We start from the raw sequence: 16,453 nt of genomic DNA, 5'->3' as shown, positions 1-16,453 counted from the left end.
AGGTCCCCGATCCCGGTCAGCGATTCGCCTTGAGGCGCGTCCAAAGCCGGTTCAGCTCACGGATCTCCCGGTCGCTGCGCTCCGCGGGCACGAACAGACGCGCCTTGACCTCGGCAGGCGGATAGATCGCCGGGTCATCCCGCACCGCTTCGTCCAGGAGCGACGTGGCCGCGAGGTTGGGGTTGGCGTAGTAGACCTCGTTGGAGACCGCGGCGATGGCGGCGGGCTGCAGCATGTAGGCGATGAAGGCATGTGCTGCGTCCGGATTGGGGGCGTCCTTGGGGATCGCCATGACGTCGGTCCAAACCGACGCGCCTTCGCGCGGGATGACATAGTCGATGACCACGCCCTTGCCGGCCTCGTCGGCGCGCGACTCTGCCTGAAAGACATCGCCGGAGTAGCCCATGGCGAGACAAAGATCGCCGTTGGCCAGGTCGCTCATGTATTGCGAGGAGTGAAAGTAGCGTACATGCGGATGGATCGCCTTGATCAGTGCCGAGGCGGCGTCGAGGTCGGCCTTGTCGAGACTGTTCGGATCCTTGCCCAGGTAGGCGAGGGCGGCGGAGAAGACCTCGGTGGGGTCGTCCAACAGACTGATGCCGCAATCGCCGAGCTTGGCTGCCGTCTCCGGGTCGAAGATGAGCGACCAGGTGTCCAGGTCGGCGGACTCACCCAAGGCGGCCTGGACCTTGTCGCGATTGATTCCCAAGCCGGAGGTTCCCCACATGTAGGGCACCAGGTGGGCGTTGTCGGGATCGATGCTCGCCAGTTGGCTCATGATCGCCGGGTCGAGCCGGTCCAAACCCGGGAGCTTGGACTTATCTAGCGGGAGGTATAACTCGGCTTTGATGTGGCGAACGCCAAAAGGCCGCGCGGTCGGAAAGACCAGGTCGTAGCCGCTGCGCCCCGCGAAGAGCTTCGCCTCGAGGACCTCGTTGGAGTCGTAGACATCCAAGCGTGGCTTGATTCCGGTCTCGGCCGCGAAGCCGGAGAGCGTGTCTTCGGCGAGGTAATCGCTCCAGTTGTAGAGATGCAGGGTCTCGTCGGCGTGGATGACGGGCGCGAGCGTCGGCAAAGCGAGCGTTGCAGCAAGTGCGAGGGCGGTGGAGGTCCGTTGCATACAGTCCCCGAAGATCATGTCGTGGAGGTCGAGCCGCGAGTCGGCATCGACAGGGCTGCAATGCTACTTCAGATCGGAGCGAAAGGTGTCGATTTTCGGCATCCTCGGGCGGGGTTTCGGCAGCAGCCGAATCCCGCCCAAGGTTTGGTGCGGGCATGACTGGACGGATCTTCGTTGTCCGAACAAGTCGTACGGAATGAGTCGATCGCCGTCGTCTAGGCGTGCGCCGAAGCACCTTCGACCGACAGTCCCTTCAATTCGATTCGCAAACCGGATCCGTAGCGTTCGGTCGCCTCGCCCTTGGCCATCTGCACCGCGGTCACGATCGACAGCGCTTGAAGCACGTCGCCTTGCGCTATGCCACGAGCGTCTCGACGGTAGCTGTCGATGCTCCTCATGAAACGTTCGACCAGCGTCGCGACGTCCTCGCACGAGCAGGTATCCGGATGGAGCGGGATGTCCACGTCGAAGGTGTCGCGGAGGGCTCGGGTCTGCTGAAGCTGCATGGCATTTTCTCCTGGCTGTCGACACGGAAGTAGGGTATCGGGTCGTTCGGCTCGCCGGGTGTGGGCTGCCGATGTTGGTCTTTCGGATTCGGCGAGAATCGTATTAAGCCTGGACAAGACTTGGACGGCGGGGCTCGCACTCCCACTATGCACTTATGGACAGATTCGCTCCTTACAGGATCGATGGCTCCGTCGAGATTTCGCGTCCATCCTCTGTCCAAAGTTGAACGGATATTGACCAAGTGTTAGGGTCAAGATTAGCGGGGCTTCGGATTCTTGTCAAGGTAAATACCTAAACAAAACATGAACAGCTGATCACCATGAGGAGACCGCTTTGACCGACCAGGATGCTGCCTTACCGGGTCACACCTATCGCATCGGCGCCGTATCGCGGTTGACCGGGGTTCCCGCCGATACGTTGCGCGTCTGGGAGCGCCGCTACACTGTTGTCGCGCCGCATCGGTCGGAGTCGGGAACCCGTCTCTACGGGCCGGACGACGTGAGTCGATTGACCCTCATCAAGCGTTTGGTCGATCGGGGCGATGCGATCAGCAGTGTCGCGAACCTGAGCCTCGATCAACTGCGCGAGCGGATCCGCGGAACGGACCTACCCGAACCGACAGGAGCGCCGGAACGCCCATGCCGCGTGTTGGTGATCGGGTCTTCGCTCGCCGAGCGCTTCAGGCGCGAAAGTCCGATCTCGGGGGGAGGGGAGATTGAGATCGTCGGGCTCTTCGATTCGCGTCGAGCGTTTCTTGCTGCAGAGCCTGCGCCGATCACACCGGATGTCGCCGTGCTCGAGTACCCGACGATCCAAGGTGACCAAGTGCGCGAGATCGGCGAGCTGGTCGCCGCATGCGGCGCGGCCCGCGCGATCCTCGTCTACTGCTTCGCAACTCGGTCAACGATCGAGCGGCTCGATGCCCGTAGGCTGCTTTCGAAACGCGCGCCGGTCGATCTGCAGGAGCTGCGTCACTGGTGCAGGGGTCACTTCGCGCGGGCGCCCGCGCGGGTCGCCGAGGAGCCCGCCCTCGACCTCTCCTTGCCGGTCCCGCAGCGGCGTTTCGACGATGCGGATCTGCTGCGGATCGCCGCCGCCTCGCCGAGCGTGCGCTGCGAGTGCCCGCATCACCTGGTCGAGCTGGTGCTCTCGCTGAACGCCTTCGAGAGCTACAGCGCCGAATGCGAGGATCGCAGCGCGGAGGATGCGGCCCTGCACGCCTATCTCCACGCGGCGACTGCGCAGGCGCGCGCCATGATGGAGGTCGCGCTGGCGCGCGTGGTGGCGGCGGAGGGGATCGAGCTCCACACGCCGGACGGAGAAATCTGAATCCGAGCGCCCGATAGCGCTAAGATAGCCGTTTCGGCGGGTCCAGCGACCTGCGTTTCCGATATCAACACGACCGCCTCGGATTCAGACCCATGATCTCCCTGCTCGACTACGGCGCCGGCAATGTGCGAAGCCTCCGCAATGCCATTCATTCCCAGGGCTTCTCCTTGACCGAGATCGAGCGCCCCGCGGATATCCTCAAGGCGGAGCGGCTCATCTTTCCCGGCGTCGGTGCCTTCGGTGCAGCAATGCAGCGCCTGCATGCGCTGGGCTACGTGGAGCCCTTGCGTGAGTATCTCGCCGCAGGTCGGCCGTATCTCGGGATCTGTATCGGCTTGCAAGCGCTCTTCGAAGGGAGTGATGAGTCTCCCGACGTGCCCGGACTCGGGATCATCCCGGGCCGGATACGCCGCTTCGACGCAGGCGCGCTCGCCGTTCCGCACATGGGGTGGAACGACGTGCGCGTGGAGCGCGACTCCCCCTTGTTCGCCGACTACGCCGGGGAGAAGCTCTACTTCGTGCACTCCTACTTTGCCGAACCCACCGCCGAGAACCGGGACTGGCAGCTTGCCAAGACGGACTACGGTCGGTCGTTTTTGAGCGCCGTCGAGCTTGGACGGATCTCCGCGGTTCAGTTTCATCCCGAGAAGAGCGCAAACGCCGGGTTGCGGCTGCTGCGACGCTTCCTCGGCGGCGACGATCAGCCGCTACCCGCGACGACCCCCTCGACCGATCGCCGCCCGACGCATCTGGCCAAACGCATCATTGCCTGTCTGGACGTGCGCACCAACGACGCCGGCGATCTGGTCGTCACCAAAGGCGATCAGTACGACGTGCGCGAGGCCGGCGAGGTCCGCAATCTCGGCAAGCCGGTCGAGCTGGCTCGGCGCTATTACGAGGAGGGCGCCGACGAGATCACCTTCCTCAACATCACCGCCTTCCGTGATTTCCCGCTCGCCGACCAGCCGATGCTCGAGGTCCTCGAACGGACATCGGAGCGCGTCTTCGTGCCGCTCACCATCGGCGGAGGCATCCGTGCCTTTCGCGATGCCCGTGGGAATGACTACTCCGCATTGGACGTGGCCGACGCCTATTTCCGCTCCGGCGCCGACAAGATCTCGATCGGCTCGGATGCGGTCGAGGCCGTCGAAGGCTATCTGCAACGCGGAGCCAACGACGGCAGCACGGCTATCGAGCAGATCGCTCGGGTCTACGGCAACCAGGCCGTGGTCATCTCCATCGATCCGCGTCGCGTCTATGTCCGCTCCCCCGAGGAGACGCACCATCACACGGTCGAGACCGCCACGCCGGGACCCGATGGCGAGCGCTACTGTTGGTTTCAATGCACGGTCAAGGGAGGGCGCGAGGGTCGCGACGTCGACGCCGTGGAGCTTGCGCGGGTCTGCGAGATCCTGGGAGCCGGCGAGATCCTGCTCAACTCGATCGACCGCGACGGCACAGGTGCAGGCTTCGATCTCGAGCTGGTTCATGCCGTGAGGTCGGCCGTCAGTATTCCGGTCATCGCCTCGAGCGGCGCAGGCTGTGTCGAGCACTTCGCGGAGGTGTTCGCGGCGACGAATGTCGAGGCCGCGCTGGCTGCGGGGATCTTTCACCGGCGCGAGGTGCCGATTCAGGCCGTCAAGGCGTATCTCCTCGCCCGGGGGATCGAGATCCGGGCCTGATGGGAAGGGGGCGAGACAGCCCGATGGTCCGAACGATCGCGCATCTTCTTCTGGGCGTTTCGATCGCCGTCCTCGTTGGCTGCGCCGTTCCCGGCCGGATGACGGACGCGACGCCCGATCGCGGCTCCGGCGGGAGCGGCAACCTGATCTCCGGCTCGAGCCCTCCACCGCAAGGGATGAGCCGGGACGATTGGTTGAGTCGGGTCGCGGCATGTCATCTCCTGCGTGTCGGACAGAATCTCGACGTCGCCGTGACCGATTCGGCGGTGATTGCCGCCGCCGACAAGTATGGCTTCCGAGTCGATACGATCATCGAGCGATCCAATCGCTTGGTTATCGAGTACGAGGCGCGCGGACCGGCACTCCTCGCCTTCGCGACCGAGTCCTGTCGGCAAGTCTCCGACGCGACCGGAATGGCCTCGACCTTGGTTCGGTTCGAGCCGGACGGGACCTTGCGGATGCATTGGCTGCGTCTCGACGGCGCCGAGATCGCCGACGGATTCGCCGATAAGACCATCGGCGAGCTGCGCCGCGGGCGTGCTGTCGGTCTGGTGATCAATAGCCCGGGGGGCTCGGTCTTCGAGGCGCGCAAGCTCGGGCGCTACCTGCGCACCATGGGTCTGCGAACCGCGGTCGATCAGGCCTGTACCTCGGCCTGCATCGATGTGTTTGCGGGAGGCGCCGAACGCTACGTCACGCCCGATGCGAAGCTGGGGATCCATCAGAGCAAAGTCCCGAGGCGGTTCAGCAGTCACGAGGGCGGACAGCGTTACGTCGCCGACGCCTTCCTCTATCTGCGCGAGATGGGCATCGATCCGGATGTCGCAATCGCGGCCGCATCCGTGCCCAACAACAAGATTCTTCTGATCTCGCTATCCGACGCACTGCAGACCGGCTTGGTCACGGACGTGATCGAGCGCGTGGAGTAAAGCCGCGAGCGTTCGGAAGAGTTCGCAAATTCCATGCGCTGGATCAAAAAAAACATCTGGATCAAAGTCTTCTGTTGATATCCAATAGTGATGATTTACAGAATTATGAAAGTTAATAGATCATAATTCCGTAAGATTAGCAGTGTCTTTTTCGGGCGGAGCCGGTCCACGCTCGTAGACAGGCGGCGCGGCCGGGTTTGAGGCACGCGTCACGAGAATCACGACCTTGTGCGGTTCATCATGCGGCCTTCGTCCGCCCCGTCCGACCTTTGCCTGATTTGAGCTGTTTATGGCATCCATCCTTAGCGCTGTCGGTTTCATGGCCGCTCTTGGCCTGCTGCTCGCCCTGATCCTGATCCTGGCGAATCGCCGGCTGTACGTGTACGAAGACCCGCGCATCGATCAGGTCGAAGACCTGCTGCCGCGTGCGAACTGCGGTGCCTGCGGAACGGCGGGTTGTCGACCGTTCGCCGAGATGCTGGTCAAGGGCGAGATCGCGCCCGGCCGGTGCACCGTGAACTCACCCGCAATGAACAAGCTCATCGCCGGGTTTCTCGGCGTCGACCTCGGTGCCGTCGAGAAGCGCGTGGCACGGCTCGCGTGCGCCGGCGGGGCCCACGTCGCCTTCCTGCGGGCCTCCTACGGCGGTCTCGAATCCTGCCGCGCGGCCGCTCTGGTCTCCGGCGGCGGCAAGGGCTGCTCCTGGGGCTGTCTCGGGATGGGCGATTGCGCCGAGGTCTGCGACTTCGATGCAATCCGACTCGATCGTCACGGCCTGCCGATTGTCGACGCCTCCAAATGCACCGCCTGCGGCGATTGCGTTACCGTCTGTCCGAAGGATCTCTTCAGCCTGCATGCGATCAGCCATCGCCTGTGGGTCGCCTGCAAGAACCTGGATCCGGGCGACGAGGGAGAGCATGAATGCGATGTCGTCTGCACCGCCTGCGGACGCTGTGCGCAGGACTCACCCGAGGGTTTGATCGAGATTCGCGACAACCTGGCCCTCGTGGATTACACCAAGAACACGCTCGCCTCGAAGGTCGCGATCGAGCGCTGCCCGACCGGCGCCATCGTTTGGCTTGAGCCGGACGGTCGGATCATCAAAGGGAGGGACGCCAGAAAGGTGGTCCGCAAAGAGGCATTGCCGCTGGCTTGACGCCTTGGTCCGGGAGCGCCGTCCGCTGCAATCGGCACACCACGGAATCGGTCGTTCGAAGAATCGAAGCATCCACCCTGTCGCGCCCTCGAGCCCAGGCGTATCGCCTGCGGCCGGGCCGCCGGGTCAACCAAAGAGAAGCCCCATGTTCGGAAAGCCCATGTTCGGAAGTAAGGACGAGAAGCAGGTCAAGTATCCCGGTACACGGATGGCGATGGACGGCAACACTGCAGTCATCATGTGCGAGCGCGAAGCCTCCGACGCGGCCGGCGCCTACCCCATTACGCCCTCCACCCAGATGGGCGAGTATTGGTCGGAAGAGGTCGCGAACGGTCACCTCAACGTGTCGGGAAATCCGCTGATCTTCGTCGAGCCGGAATCCGAGCATGCCGCCGCGGCCGTCACGGCGGGGATGTCCATGACCGGGTTGCGCGCGACGAACTTCTCGTCTGCGCAGGGCATTGCCTTCATGCACGAGTCGCTCTATGCGGCGGTCGGCAAACGTCTGCCTTACGTCCTGAACATCGGTGCGCGCGCGATCACCAAATCGAGCCTGAACGTCCACTGCGCCCACGACGACTACCACTGCATCGACGACACCGGATTTACCCAGGTCTTCGGCAAGAGCGCCCAAGAGGCGGCGGATCTGAACCTGATCGCCCGCAAGGTCGCCGAGTTGACCTTGACGCCCGCCGCGGTCGGTCAGGACGGCTTTCTGACCACCCATTTGATCGAGCCGTTACTGGTCCCCGAGCGTGAATTGATCGCCGAGTTCTGCGGTCGTCCGGACGACATCATCGCCTGCCCGACCCCGGCCCAGAAGCTGGTCTACGGACCGACGCGCCGCCGCGTCCCCATGGTCTGGGACGTCGACAACCCGGTGACATCGGGCTCCGTGCAGAACCAAGACGCCTACATGCAGTCCGTCGCTGCCCAGCGCCCTTACTTCTTCGATCACATCGCGTCGATCGCCGAGCAGGCGATGGACGAGTTCTATGCGCTGACCGGGCGGCGCTACCAACGCGTCAACGGCTATCGCACGGAGGATGCCGACTACCTCATCCTCGGCCAAGGCAGCATGCTCACCCAGGCCGAGGCCGTGATCGATTACCTGCGCGAGACCCGCAAGCTCAAGGTCGGCGTCGTCAATCTCACCATGTATCGTCCTTTTCCGGGCGATCTCATCGGGCAGATACTCAAGGGCAGGAAGGGCGTCGCGGTGCTCGAGCGCACCGACCAGCCGTTGGCCGAGGATCTGCCCATCATTCGCGAGATCCGCGCGGCCCTCACCAAGTGTCTGGAGAACGGCAGTGTTGAGAAGGGCGAGCGCCTGCCCTATCCGGACTACGCCGTCTATCGTCAGGGCGACATGCCGCGGCTCTATTCGGGCTGCTATGGGCTAGGCTCGCGCGATCTGCAGCCCGAGGGGCTGATCGCCGCGATCGAGAACATGCTCCCCGGCGCCGCGCGCCGTAAATTCTTCTATCTGTCGGTCGACTTCATCCGCAAACCCTTTGACCCCAAGGACGAGATCCGCATCCAGGCCCTCAAGGACGCCTATCCGCACATCGGCGAGCTCGCCCTGCGCGGCAGCGAGAACCCGAACCTCCTGCCCAAGGGTGCCATCACCGTGCGCATGCACTCGGTCGGCGGTTGGGGCGCGGTCACGACGGGTAAGAACCTGGCGATGACCCTTTATGATCTGCTCGGCTTCGACATCCGCGCCAATCCCAAGTACGGCTCGGAGAAGAAGGGTCAGCCGACCACCTATTTCCTCTCCGCCGCACCCGAGCCGATTCGGCTCAACTGCGAATACACCTATGTCGACGTGGTCCTGAGCCCGGACCCGAACGTCTTCACCCACTCCAACCCGCTCGCCGGCCTGGATCGGGGAGGGCGCTTCATCATCCAGGCGAGCCTCGACAATCCCGAGCAGGTTTGGGCGAGCTTCCCGCCGGCCGCGCGCAGCTACATCGTCGAGCACGAGATCCGCGTCTACTACATCGACGGCTTCAAGATTGCCCGCGAAGAGGCGTCCGATCCGGAGCTGCAGTTCCGCATGCAGGGCAACGCCTTCCAGGGTGCCTTCTTTGCCGCCTCGCCCCTGCTGGAGCGCGCCGGGCTCGATGAGGCCGGTCTCTTCTCCGCCATGGAAGAGCAGATCCGTCACAAGTTCGGCGCCAAGGGTGAGCGCGTCGTGCAGGACAACCTGCGCATCGTGCGCCGCGGCTTCGACGAAATCGTCGAGATCACCGAGAAGCCGATCATCAGCGGCCAGCTCCTGCCCCGCAAGGAGACGGGTCTGCCGATCATGCTCAAGCAACTGCCCGAGGGCGACGGCGGCATCACCGACGTGCACCGCTTCTGGGAGCAGACCGGCGCCTTCTACGCCAGCGGTCGCGGCAATGACAACCTGGCCGATCCGCACATGGCCCTGTCGCTGATGCCGGCCTCGAGCGGCGTCTATCGCGACATGACCCAGATCCGCTTCACCTATCCCAAGTACGTGCCCGAGAACTGCACCGCCTGCGGCAACTGTTTTTCGGTCTGCCCGGACAGTGCCATCCCGGGTCTGGTCAACACGATTTCCGACATCTTTGCCGCCGCGATCGCCCGGGTTGAGCGCGGCATGCCGACACAGTATCTGCGTCGCGAGACCCGCAACGTCGAAAAACGTCTGCGCAAGCTGATCGATTCCGCTGGCGATTCGCCCGACATGCGGGCACTGATGGATCAGGCCGTGCTGGAGACCCTGGCCGCCTTCAAGGGCGAGCCCGAGCAGAAGGCCGTGTTGGAGCAGGAATTCGGTCTCATGATGCAGGCCCTCGGCGACTATCAATTCGCCGTCACCAAGCCCTATTGGAGCAACCGTGAGAAAAAGCAAAAGGGCACCGGCGGACTGTTCAGCATCACCATCAACCCCTACACCTGCAAAGGCTGCAATGAGTGTATCGAGGTCTGCGACGACGGCGCACTCGTCTCCGCGCCACAGACCACGCAGACGATCGAGGAGATGCGCGCCAAGTGGGACTTCTGGCTCGATCTGCCGACCACGGCTCCGGACTTCATCCGCATCGATGATCTGGACGACAAGATCGGCGCGCTTGAAACCCTGCTGCTCGACAAGTCGAACTACCGGTCGATGGTCTCGGGCGACGGCTCCTGCATGGGCTGCGGCGAGAAGACGGTCATCCATCTGTTCACGTCGACCGTCTCGGCACTCATGCAGGGACGTGTGAAGCGCCACCTCGCCGAGCTCGACGACCTGATCAACCGGCTTGAGACCCATGTCCGGTTGAAGTTGGCCTCCAAGATCGACCTGACCAACGTGGCCGCGATCAGCAAGGCCGTCGAGGCGCACAAGGACGCCGACCTGCGCCTGTCGGACCTGTCGGCCGAGCTGGATCAGGATCGCAGTGCCGAGCCGGTCGATCCCGAATGGCTGACCTGGGTCACGGGTCTGCTGAGCAAGCTGCGTCACCTCAAGGCTCAGTACACCGCCGTCCAGCCGCGCGCCTCCATGGGCATCGTCAACGCCACCGGCTGCTCCTCGGTCTGGGGTGCGACCTTCCCCTTCAACCCCTATCCCTTCCCTTGGTCGAATCACCTCTTTCAGGACTCGCCCTCGATTGCGCTCGGTCTCTTCGAAGGCCACATGCGCAAGATGGGCGAGGGCTTCAAGGCGATCCGCATGGCGCGCCTGGAGCTTCAGCGCGGCTACAACCCGGCTGAGCACGGCGAGGCCCTGACCTACTTCGGCTGGAAGGACTTCTCCGAGGAAGAGTGGCTGCTCTGTCCGCCGGTCGTCGCGGTCGGCGGCGACGGCGCCATGTACGACATCGGCTTCCAGAATCTCTCGCGTGCGCTCATGTCCGGCCACCCGGTGAAGATCATGGTGCTCGACACCCAGGTCTACTCCAACACGGGCGGTCAGTCCTGTACCTCCGGCTTCATCGGACAGGTCGCCGACATGGCCCCCTACGGCAAGGTCGGCAAAGGCAAGTCCGAGATCCGCAAGGAGATGGGCCTGATCGGTATGGCCCACCGCACCAGCTTCGTGCTCAACGGCGCGGCCGGTAATCTCACGCACCTGCTCGAAGGCTTCATCGACGGACTCAATGCCCGTCACCCGGCGCTCTTCAACATCTACACCAGTTGTCAGCCCGAGCACGGCATCGGCGACGAGATGTCCACGCATCAAAGCCGCATGGCGATCGAGTCGCGTGCCTATCCGTTGTTCCGTTTCGACCCGGATGCCGGCACCAGCTTCGAGGAATGCTGCTCCATCGAGGGCAACCCGAACATCGACCAGGACTGGATCAACTGGACGCTGAAGTACACCGACGAGACGGGAGAACCGGCCGAGATGACCGTCCCCTTCACCTTTGCGGACTTTGCGATGACCGAGGGCCGGTTCCGTAAACACTTCCGCAAGGCCCCGCCCGAGACCTGGAACGACTCCATGATCCCCATGGCCGAGTTCCTGGACATGGACGAGGACGCGCGCATCGGACACTTCCCCTACGTCTGGGGCGTGGACGCCAAGAACCGCTTGATGCGGGTGCTGGTCTCCCAAGAGCTGGTCAGCTCCTGCGAAGAGCGCCGCGCCTTCTGGACGCAATTGCGCGGCATCTGCGGGCACCTCAACAAAGTCGACGTCGAGGCGGTACGCAACCAGGCCAAGGCCGAGATGGCACAGAAGCTCACCAGCAGCCTGCTCGCGATGGCCGGCGGCGACGTGGGAGCGCTCGTGTCCTTAACGGGCGGCAACGGCCGCGGCGGCAACGGTGCCGCGGCAGCCGGCAGCAACGGTGCGGCGACCGACTGGGAACCTGTGTGGGTCGAGACCCCGGAATGCACCGCCTGCGACGAGTGCATCACCATCAACCCGAAGATCTTCAAGTACAACGGCGAGAAGAAGGTCGAGGTGATCGATGCCAAGGGCGGCTCCTATCAGGACGTCGTCAAGGCCGCCGAGAAGTGCACCGCCGGCTGCATCCACCCGGGGACGCCATGGAACCCGGCAGAGGCAGGCCTGGAGAAGCTGCTCAAGCGGGCTGCGAAGTATCAGTAATGGGCCTTTTCAGTCTCTTCCAACGCCACCGCACCTTCGACCACGGCATTTATCCGGTCGAGCACAAGGAGCTGACGGCGGACAAACCCATCCGGCGGCTTCCCTTTGCGCCCGAGCTGGTCATCCCGCTCGTCCAGCATAAGGGGGCGCCGGCCGTTCCATTGGTCAAGGTCGGCCAGGAGGTGGTGCGTGGCGAGCCGATCGCCCGCGCCGAGGGTTTCGTCTCCGTGCCCATGCATGCCCCGGCGACCGGGGTGATCCGGGCGATCGCACTGACACCCACCGCCGACGGCCCCAAGACTCGAGCGATCTTCCTCAAGGTCTACGAGGCCGCAAGCCAAGAGGTCCTCTACGACCTGGAGCGCGACCTCGACGCCATGACGCCAGAGGAGATCGTCGCAGCCGTACAGGATGCCGGACTGGTCGGCCTCGGCGGCGCGGCCTTCCCGAGCCACGTCAAGCTGAAGCCCCCGGCAGGCAAGGCCATCGAGACGGTCGTCGTCAACGGCTGTGAGTGCGAGCCTTATCTGACCTGCGACCATCGGATCATGCTCGAGCAGAGCGACGCACTGATTCGCGGCATCAAGCTCGCGCTCAAGGCGACCGGCGCCAAACGGGCCATCATCGGCGTGGAGGACAACAAGCTCGATGCGGTCGCGCATCTGCGGTCGGTCCTCCCGAAGGATCTGCCCATCACCGCGGAGGCGGTGGAGACCAAGTATCCGCAAGGCGCGGAGAAGATGCTCATCAAGAGCCTCCTGCGCAAAGAGGTTCCGGTCGGCGGCCTGCCGGCGGATATCGGTGTGGCGGTCTACAACGTCGGCACACTCGCCCAGATGGGTGACCTTCTACCCAAGGGCCGGGGGCTGATCGAGCGTGTCGTCACCGTGAGCGGTCCCGCGGTCGCCAACCCGGGCAACTTCATGGTGCCGATCGGCACACCCTTGCGGTTCCTGCTCGGACAGGTCGGGCTCGCGGCAGACCGGGTCGGCGAGGTCATCCTCGGCGGTCCCATGATGGGCATGGCGGTCGCCTCGCTCGATGTGCCGGTGACCAAGGCCGTCTCGGGCGTCGTCGCCCTGGAACGGGAAGATCCGGACCTGGACCGGCGCAAGGTCTATCCCTGTATCAAGTGCGCCGAATGTCTCAAGGCGTGCCCGGTCTCGCTCAATCCATCGATGCTCGGGGAGCTGGCACTTGCACGCCAATACGACCGCATGGCGGAGGAATTCAACCTGAATCAATGCTTCGAATGCGGCTGCTGCGCCTACGTGTGCCCGTCCAACATCCCGCTGACGCAGTATTTTCGAATCGCCAAGTCAATCAATCGGGATCGCAATGCCTAAACCCATCGAGATCAGAACCTCACCGCACCTGAAGCGGGCGCTCAGCGTCGACCGCATCATGCGCAATGTGGTCTTTGCGCTCTTGCCGATCTGTGCCTTCTCGGTCTTTCAATTCGGGTTGAGCGCGCTGCTCCTGATCCTCACCACCACCGGTGCGGCGATTGCGACCGAGTGGTTTTTCGCCCGCGCGAGCGGGCGGGGCAACACCGTCTCGGACTGGTCCGTCGTCATTACCGGCATTCTGCTTGCGCTGACCTTGCCCCCGGGCTTCCCGCTCTGGATGGCCGCGGTCGCCGCCTTCGTCGGCGTTGCCCTGGGCAAGGCGCTGTTCGGTGGGCTTGGGTACAACGTCATGAATCCGGCCCTCGTCGGGCGCGCCTTCGTGCAGGCGGCCTTCCCCGTGGCCATTACGACCTGGACGCCAGCGTTCGCGCCCGGTCGCTTCACCGAGGTGATTCCCTCGACCTTCACGCTGCCCTTCATGCAGCCGATTCCGGTTCAGGATTGGATCGCCGGTCTGCAGCTCGATGCCTGGACCGGAGCGACGCCGCTGGCGCTTCAAAAATTTCAGCAGATCGAGCCGCCCGTGACCGAGGTCTTTACCGGGATGATCGCGGGTTCCGCCGGAGAGACCTCCGCACTCCTGATCCTTGTCTGCGGGCTCTATCTGGCCTTCAAACGCATGCTGGACTGGCGCATCCCGGTTGCCGTGATGGCCGGTGCGGCGCTCACCGCGCTGCCGTTCTGGCTGATGGACAGCAGTCTGTATCCGAGCCCTTGGTTCGTGCTCTTCTCGGGCGGCCTCATGCTCGGGGCCTGGTTCATGGCCAGCGACATGGTCGCCTCGCCGGTGACCACCAGCGGCGTGATCATCTACGGGCTCTTCATCGGCATCCTGACCGTCGTGATCCGTCTCTTCGGGGGACTCGTGGAAGGCGTGATGTACGCGATCCTGCTCGCCAATGCGGCAGGACCCTTGATCTCGAGCTGGACGCAGCCGCGTGTCTACGGCGCGGTCAAGAAGGCGAGAGAGGCGAAGTAGGTCATGAGCATCAAGGTCGAGCTTCAATCCCAACCGCAGCCCCAGTCTCAAGGGGGCCCCGGCGCGCAGATCGCACCGAGCTGGCCGATGCTGCGCACCTTGGCCGGCATCGCGACCCTGTCGGGTCTCTTGGTCGTCCTGGTCTACCAGGCCACCAAACCCATCATCGCCGAGAACGAGCGAATCCTGACCGAAAAGGCGGTCTTCGAGGTCCTGCCGGGCGCCGTTTCCAAGGTCGACTTCGTGCTGACCGACCGCGGGTTGGCGCCGGCCGGCGCGGGCGTCGTCGGCGTCCCGGTCTTCGCCGGATTCGGGGCCGACGGAGAGCTGCGCGGCATGGCCTTCCCGGGTGCCGCGCGGGGCTATCAGGACGTGATCCAGTTTCTCTTCGGCTATGATCCCGCGTGCCAATGCATCGTCGGCAGCAAGGTCTTGCGATCGACCGAGACCCCCGGACTGGGCGACAAGATCGACAGCGATCCGGTCTTCCTCGACAACTTCGTGGCGCTCGACGCCAGCCTGAATCCCGAAGGCACCGGTCTGGCGAACCCGATCGCACTGGTGGCGCACGGCACCAAGACCGCTGCTTGGCAGATCGACGGCATCTCGGGCGCGACCATCTCCTGCAAAGCGATGGCGCGTGCGGCCAACGATGCCGCGGAGCGTTTCGTGCCGAGCATTCGCCGGGATCTCGCCAGGCTCATCGAGGCGGCGCCGTGATCGGCACCCTATTCGCGCAACGAGGCATAACCCATGGCTGAATTGCCCAATCCGCAAGAAAACCTGAGCATGGATACCTTCCTGCGTGGGCTCTGGAAAGAAAATCCGGTATTCGCAATGCTGCTCGGAATGTGTCCGGTCCTGGCCGTGACCAACTCTACGATGAACGCGATCGCCATGGGTTTGGCGACGACCTTCGTGCTGGTGTGCTCCAGCCTGCTGATCTCGCTGCTGCGCAACTGGATCCCCAAACAGGTCCGGATCGCCAGCTATATCATCATCATCGCGACCTTTGTCACCATTGTCGATTACGGGATTCAGGCGATCAGCCTGGAGCTCTATGCCGCGCTGGGTGCCTTCATTCAGTTGATCGTGGTCAACTGCGTCATCCTCGGGCGTGCCGAGGCATATGCCTCCAAGCAGCGCCTGCATACGACCTTGGTCAACAGCCTTGGGATGGGCGCGGGCTTTACCATTGCCCTACTCGCGCTGGGCACGGTTCGGGAGATCCTCGGCAGCGGAAGCATCCTCGGCGTCGCCCTGTTCGGAGACGGCTTTCAACCCTGGGTCGTGATGATTCTTCCGCCGGGCGGATTCTTTGTGCTCGGGGCTTGGCTGTTGCTCTTCAACTGGCTCCGTCTGCGTAAGGAGCGCAAGGTCATGGAACATTCCGAGGTCACCGCCAATGCAGGATGAATCGCTCTATTTCATCTTTCTGAATGCCGCCGTCGTCAATAATTTCGTCTTGGCGCTCTTTCTCGGCATTTGCCCCTTCCTCGGTGTCTCGGCGAAAAAAGACACCGCCTGGAACATGGGCCTGGCGGTTATCTTTGTGATGCTGGTGAGCTCGATGAGCGCCTACGGCATCAATTGGCTCCTGACCGAGTTGGACCTGCTCTTCCTGCGGCTGATCTGCTATATCGCGGTGATCGCCTCGGCGGTGCAGTTGGTTGAGATGTTCGTCAAGCGTTACAGCCCCGCGCTCTTTCGCTCGCTCGGCATCTTTCTACCCTTGATCACGACCAACTGCGCCATTCTGGGTCTCGCGCTCTTTCAAACCGCAAAGGAATACGACTTCGTGCAGAGCCTGGTCTATGCGCTCGGCGCGGGCGGCGGTTTCATGCTCGCCTTGATGCTGATGGCCGGGCTGCGCGAGAAGCTCGAGCTCGCCCGCGTGCCCAGCGTCAGCCAGGGCGCGGCCATGAGCCTGATGCTGGCGGGTCTTCTGTCGCTCGCCTTCATGGGCTTCGCGGGTCTGGGAGGATCACATGGTTAAAGTGCTCCTGGCCTCGCTGGTCATCTTCCTGGTGCTCGCGGCGTGGGTCCTGGTGGAGCGCATCTATGCCGCCTTCGCGGCCCGTCATCCGGAGCTCGGACCCTTCCGACGCAACGACGGAGGCTGCTCCTGCGGCAGCGGAAGCTGCGAGCGGCGCTGATCGGGTGCCGGCACGCCGATTCCGAAAGGGTCCGAAAGAGCGCGTTTTGCAGCTGCGTCGTCGCTCGTGCGACGCCGAATCATCACATCCATCTCGTCTCGGCTCCGATGGC

General features: G+C 63.8%; 13 protein-coding genes. 11 read left to right on the top strand and 2 right to left on the bottom strand.

The window, feature by feature from the left end; all coding sequences use genetic code 11:
* Positions 1-16: 16 nt before the first annotated feature.
* Together AADX97_RS15490 and AADX97_RS15485 are read right to left on the bottom strand one after the other, a co-directional pair.
* Positions 17-1,120 (bottom strand): polyamine ABC transporter substrate-binding protein, encoded by a 1,104-nt coding sequence (locus AADX97_RS15490; RefSeq protein ID WP_374234442.1) that lies wholly within the window; start codon positions 1,118-1,120, stop codon positions 17-19.
* A 215-nt stretch (positions 1,121-1,335) separates the two neighbouring features.
* Entirely contained in the window at positions 1,336-1,626 is a 291-nt protein-coding gene (locus AADX97_RS15485) for a hypothetical protein (protein ID WP_374234443.1), read from the bottom strand.
* A gap of 334 nt (positions 1,627-1,960) precedes the next feature.
* Here AADX97_RS15485 and AADX97_RS15480 point away from each other — a divergent pair, with 334 nt between their 5' ends.
* The 11 genes from AADX97_RS15480 to AADX97_RS15430 all read left to right on the top strand — a co-directional run bounded on the left by AADX97_RS15480 (position 1,961) and on the right by AADX97_RS15430 (position 16,341).
* A complete protein-coding gene (locus AADX97_RS15480) occupies positions 1,961-2,956 on the top strand; it encodes a MerR family transcriptional regulator (protein WP_374234444.1) in 996 nt (331 codons plus the stop codon).
* 92 nt (positions 2,957-3,048) lie between these two features.
* Entirely contained in the window at positions 3,049-4,638 is a 1,590-nt protein-coding gene (gene hisF / locus AADX97_RS15475; protein WP_374234445.1) for an imidazole glycerol phosphate synthase subunit HisF, read from the top strand.
* 23 nt (positions 4,639-4,661) lie between these two features.
* Positions 4,662-5,567 (top strand): hypothetical protein, encoded by a 906-nt coding sequence (locus AADX97_RS15470; protein ID WP_374234446.1) that lies wholly within the window; start codon positions 4,662-4,664, stop codon positions 5,565-5,567.
* A 289-nt stretch (positions 5,568-5,856) separates the two neighbouring features.
* Positions 5,857-6,723: a (Fe-S)-binding protein gene (locus AADX97_RS15465; RefSeq protein ID WP_374234447.1), complete on the top strand. Its 867-nt coding sequence runs from the start codon at positions 5,857-5,859 to the stop codon at positions 6,721-6,723.
* A 160-nt stretch (positions 6,724-6,883) separates the two neighbouring features.
* Positions 6,884-11,797, top strand: coding sequence for a 2-oxoacid:acceptor oxidoreductase family protein (locus AADX97_RS15460; RefSeq protein WP_374234448.1), 4,914 nt, complete (start codon positions 6,884-6,886; stop codon positions 11,795-11,797).
* Positions 11,797-13,143 (top strand): electron transport complex subunit RsxC, encoded by a 1,347-nt coding sequence (gene rsxC / locus AADX97_RS15455; RefSeq protein WP_374234449.1) that lies wholly within the window; start codon positions 11,797-11,799, stop codon positions 13,141-13,143. Before AADX97_RS15460 ends, rsxC begins: the two co-directional genes overlap by 1 nt.
* Entirely contained in the window at positions 13,136-14,185 is a 1,050-nt protein-coding gene (locus AADX97_RS15450; RefSeq protein WP_374234450.1) for an RnfABCDGE type electron transport complex subunit D, read from the top strand. The genes rsxC and AADX97_RS15450 overlap by 8 nt, the downstream gene beginning before the upstream one ends.
* A gap of 3 nt (positions 14,186-14,188) precedes the next feature.
* Positions 14,189-14,905 carry an FMN-binding protein gene (locus tag AADX97_RS15445; protein ID WP_374234451.1) on the top strand — a complete coding sequence of 239 codons (717 nt, stop codon included), beginning with the start codon at positions 14,189-14,191 and terminating at the stop codon, positions 14,903-14,905.
* Between the two features lie 33 nt (positions 14,906-14,938).
* Positions 14,939-15,601: an electron transport complex subunit RsxE gene (gene rsxE, locus AADX97_RS15440; RefSeq protein ID WP_374234452.1), complete on the top strand. Its 663-nt coding sequence runs from the start codon at positions 14,939-14,941 to the stop codon at positions 15,599-15,601.
* Positions 15,591-16,181 carry an electron transport complex protein RnfA gene (locus tag AADX97_RS15435; protein ID WP_232408044.1) on the top strand — a complete coding sequence of 197 codons (591 nt, stop codon included), beginning with the start codon at positions 15,591-15,593 and terminating at the stop codon, positions 16,179-16,181. The genes rsxE and AADX97_RS15435 overlap by 11 nt, the downstream gene beginning before the upstream one ends.
* On the top strand, positions 16,174-16,341 hold the full coding sequence (locus tag AADX97_RS15430) for a hypothetical protein (protein WP_374234453.1): 168 nt from the start codon (positions 16,174-16,176) through the stop codon (positions 16,339-16,341). Before AADX97_RS15435 ends, AADX97_RS15430 begins: the two co-directional genes overlap by 8 nt.
* Positions 16,342-16,453: the final 112 nt, after the last annotated feature.

The organism is Thiocapsa sp. C2-2m, assembly GCF_041903745.1.
GTDB lineage: Bacteria > Pseudomonadota > Gammaproteobacteria > Chromatiales > Chromatiaceae > Thiocapsa > Thiocapsa roseilacustris.
Note: the sequence above shows the minus strand (reverse complement) of the source record. Positions and strands in the feature narration are given on the sequence as shown.

What these genes read in the sequence shown, in the direction of transcription:
- rsxE (WP_374234452.1), top strand. Translation starts at nt 14,939, where the DNA reads ATGGCTGAATTGCCCAATCCGCAAGAAAACCTGAGCATGGATACCTTC.
- AADX97_RS15450 (WP_374234450.1), top strand. Translation starts at nt 13,136, where the DNA reads ATGCCTAAACCCATCGAGATCAGAACCTCACCGCACCTGAAGCGGGCG.
- AADX97_RS15430 (WP_374234453.1), top strand. Translation starts at nt 16,174, where the DNA reads ATGGTTAAAGTGCTCCTGGCCTCGCTGGTCATCTTCCTGGTGCTCGCG.
- AADX97_RS15465 (WP_374234447.1), top strand. Translation starts at nt 5,857, where the DNA reads ATGGCATCCATCCTTAGCGCTGTCGGTTTCATGGCCGCTCTTGGCCTG.
- hisF (WP_374234445.1), top strand. Translation starts at nt 3,049, where the DNA reads ATGATCTCCCTGCTCGACTACGGCGCCGGCAATGTGCGAAGCCTCCGC.
- AADX97_RS15460 (WP_374234448.1), top strand. Translation starts at nt 6,884, where the DNA reads ATGTTCGGAAGTAAGGACGAGAAGCAGGTCAAGTATCCCGGTACACGG.
- rsxC (WP_374234449.1), top strand. Translation starts at nt 11,797, where the DNA reads ATGGGCCTTTTCAGTCTCTTCCAACGCCACCGCACCTTCGACCACGGC.
- AADX97_RS15490 (WP_374234442.1), bottom strand. Translation starts at nt 1,120, where the DNA reads ATGCAACGGACCTCCACCGCCCTCGCACTTGCTGCAACGCTCGCTTTG.
- AADX97_RS15435 (WP_232408044.1), top strand. Translation starts at nt 15,591, where the DNA reads ATGCAGGATGAATCGCTCTATTTCATCTTTCTGAATGCCGCCGTCGTC.
- AADX97_RS15470 (WP_374234446.1), top strand. Translation starts at nt 4,662, where the DNA reads ATGGTCCGAACGATCGCGCATCTTCTTCTGGGCGTTTCGATCGCCGTC.
- AADX97_RS15485 (WP_374234443.1), bottom strand. Translation starts at nt 1,626, where the DNA reads ATGCAGCTTCAGCAGACCCGAGCCCTCCGCGACACCTTCGACGTGGAC.
- AADX97_RS15445 (WP_374234451.1), top strand. Translation starts at nt 14,189, where the DNA reads ATGAGCATCAAGGTCGAGCTTCAATCCCAACCGCAGCCCCAGTCTCAA.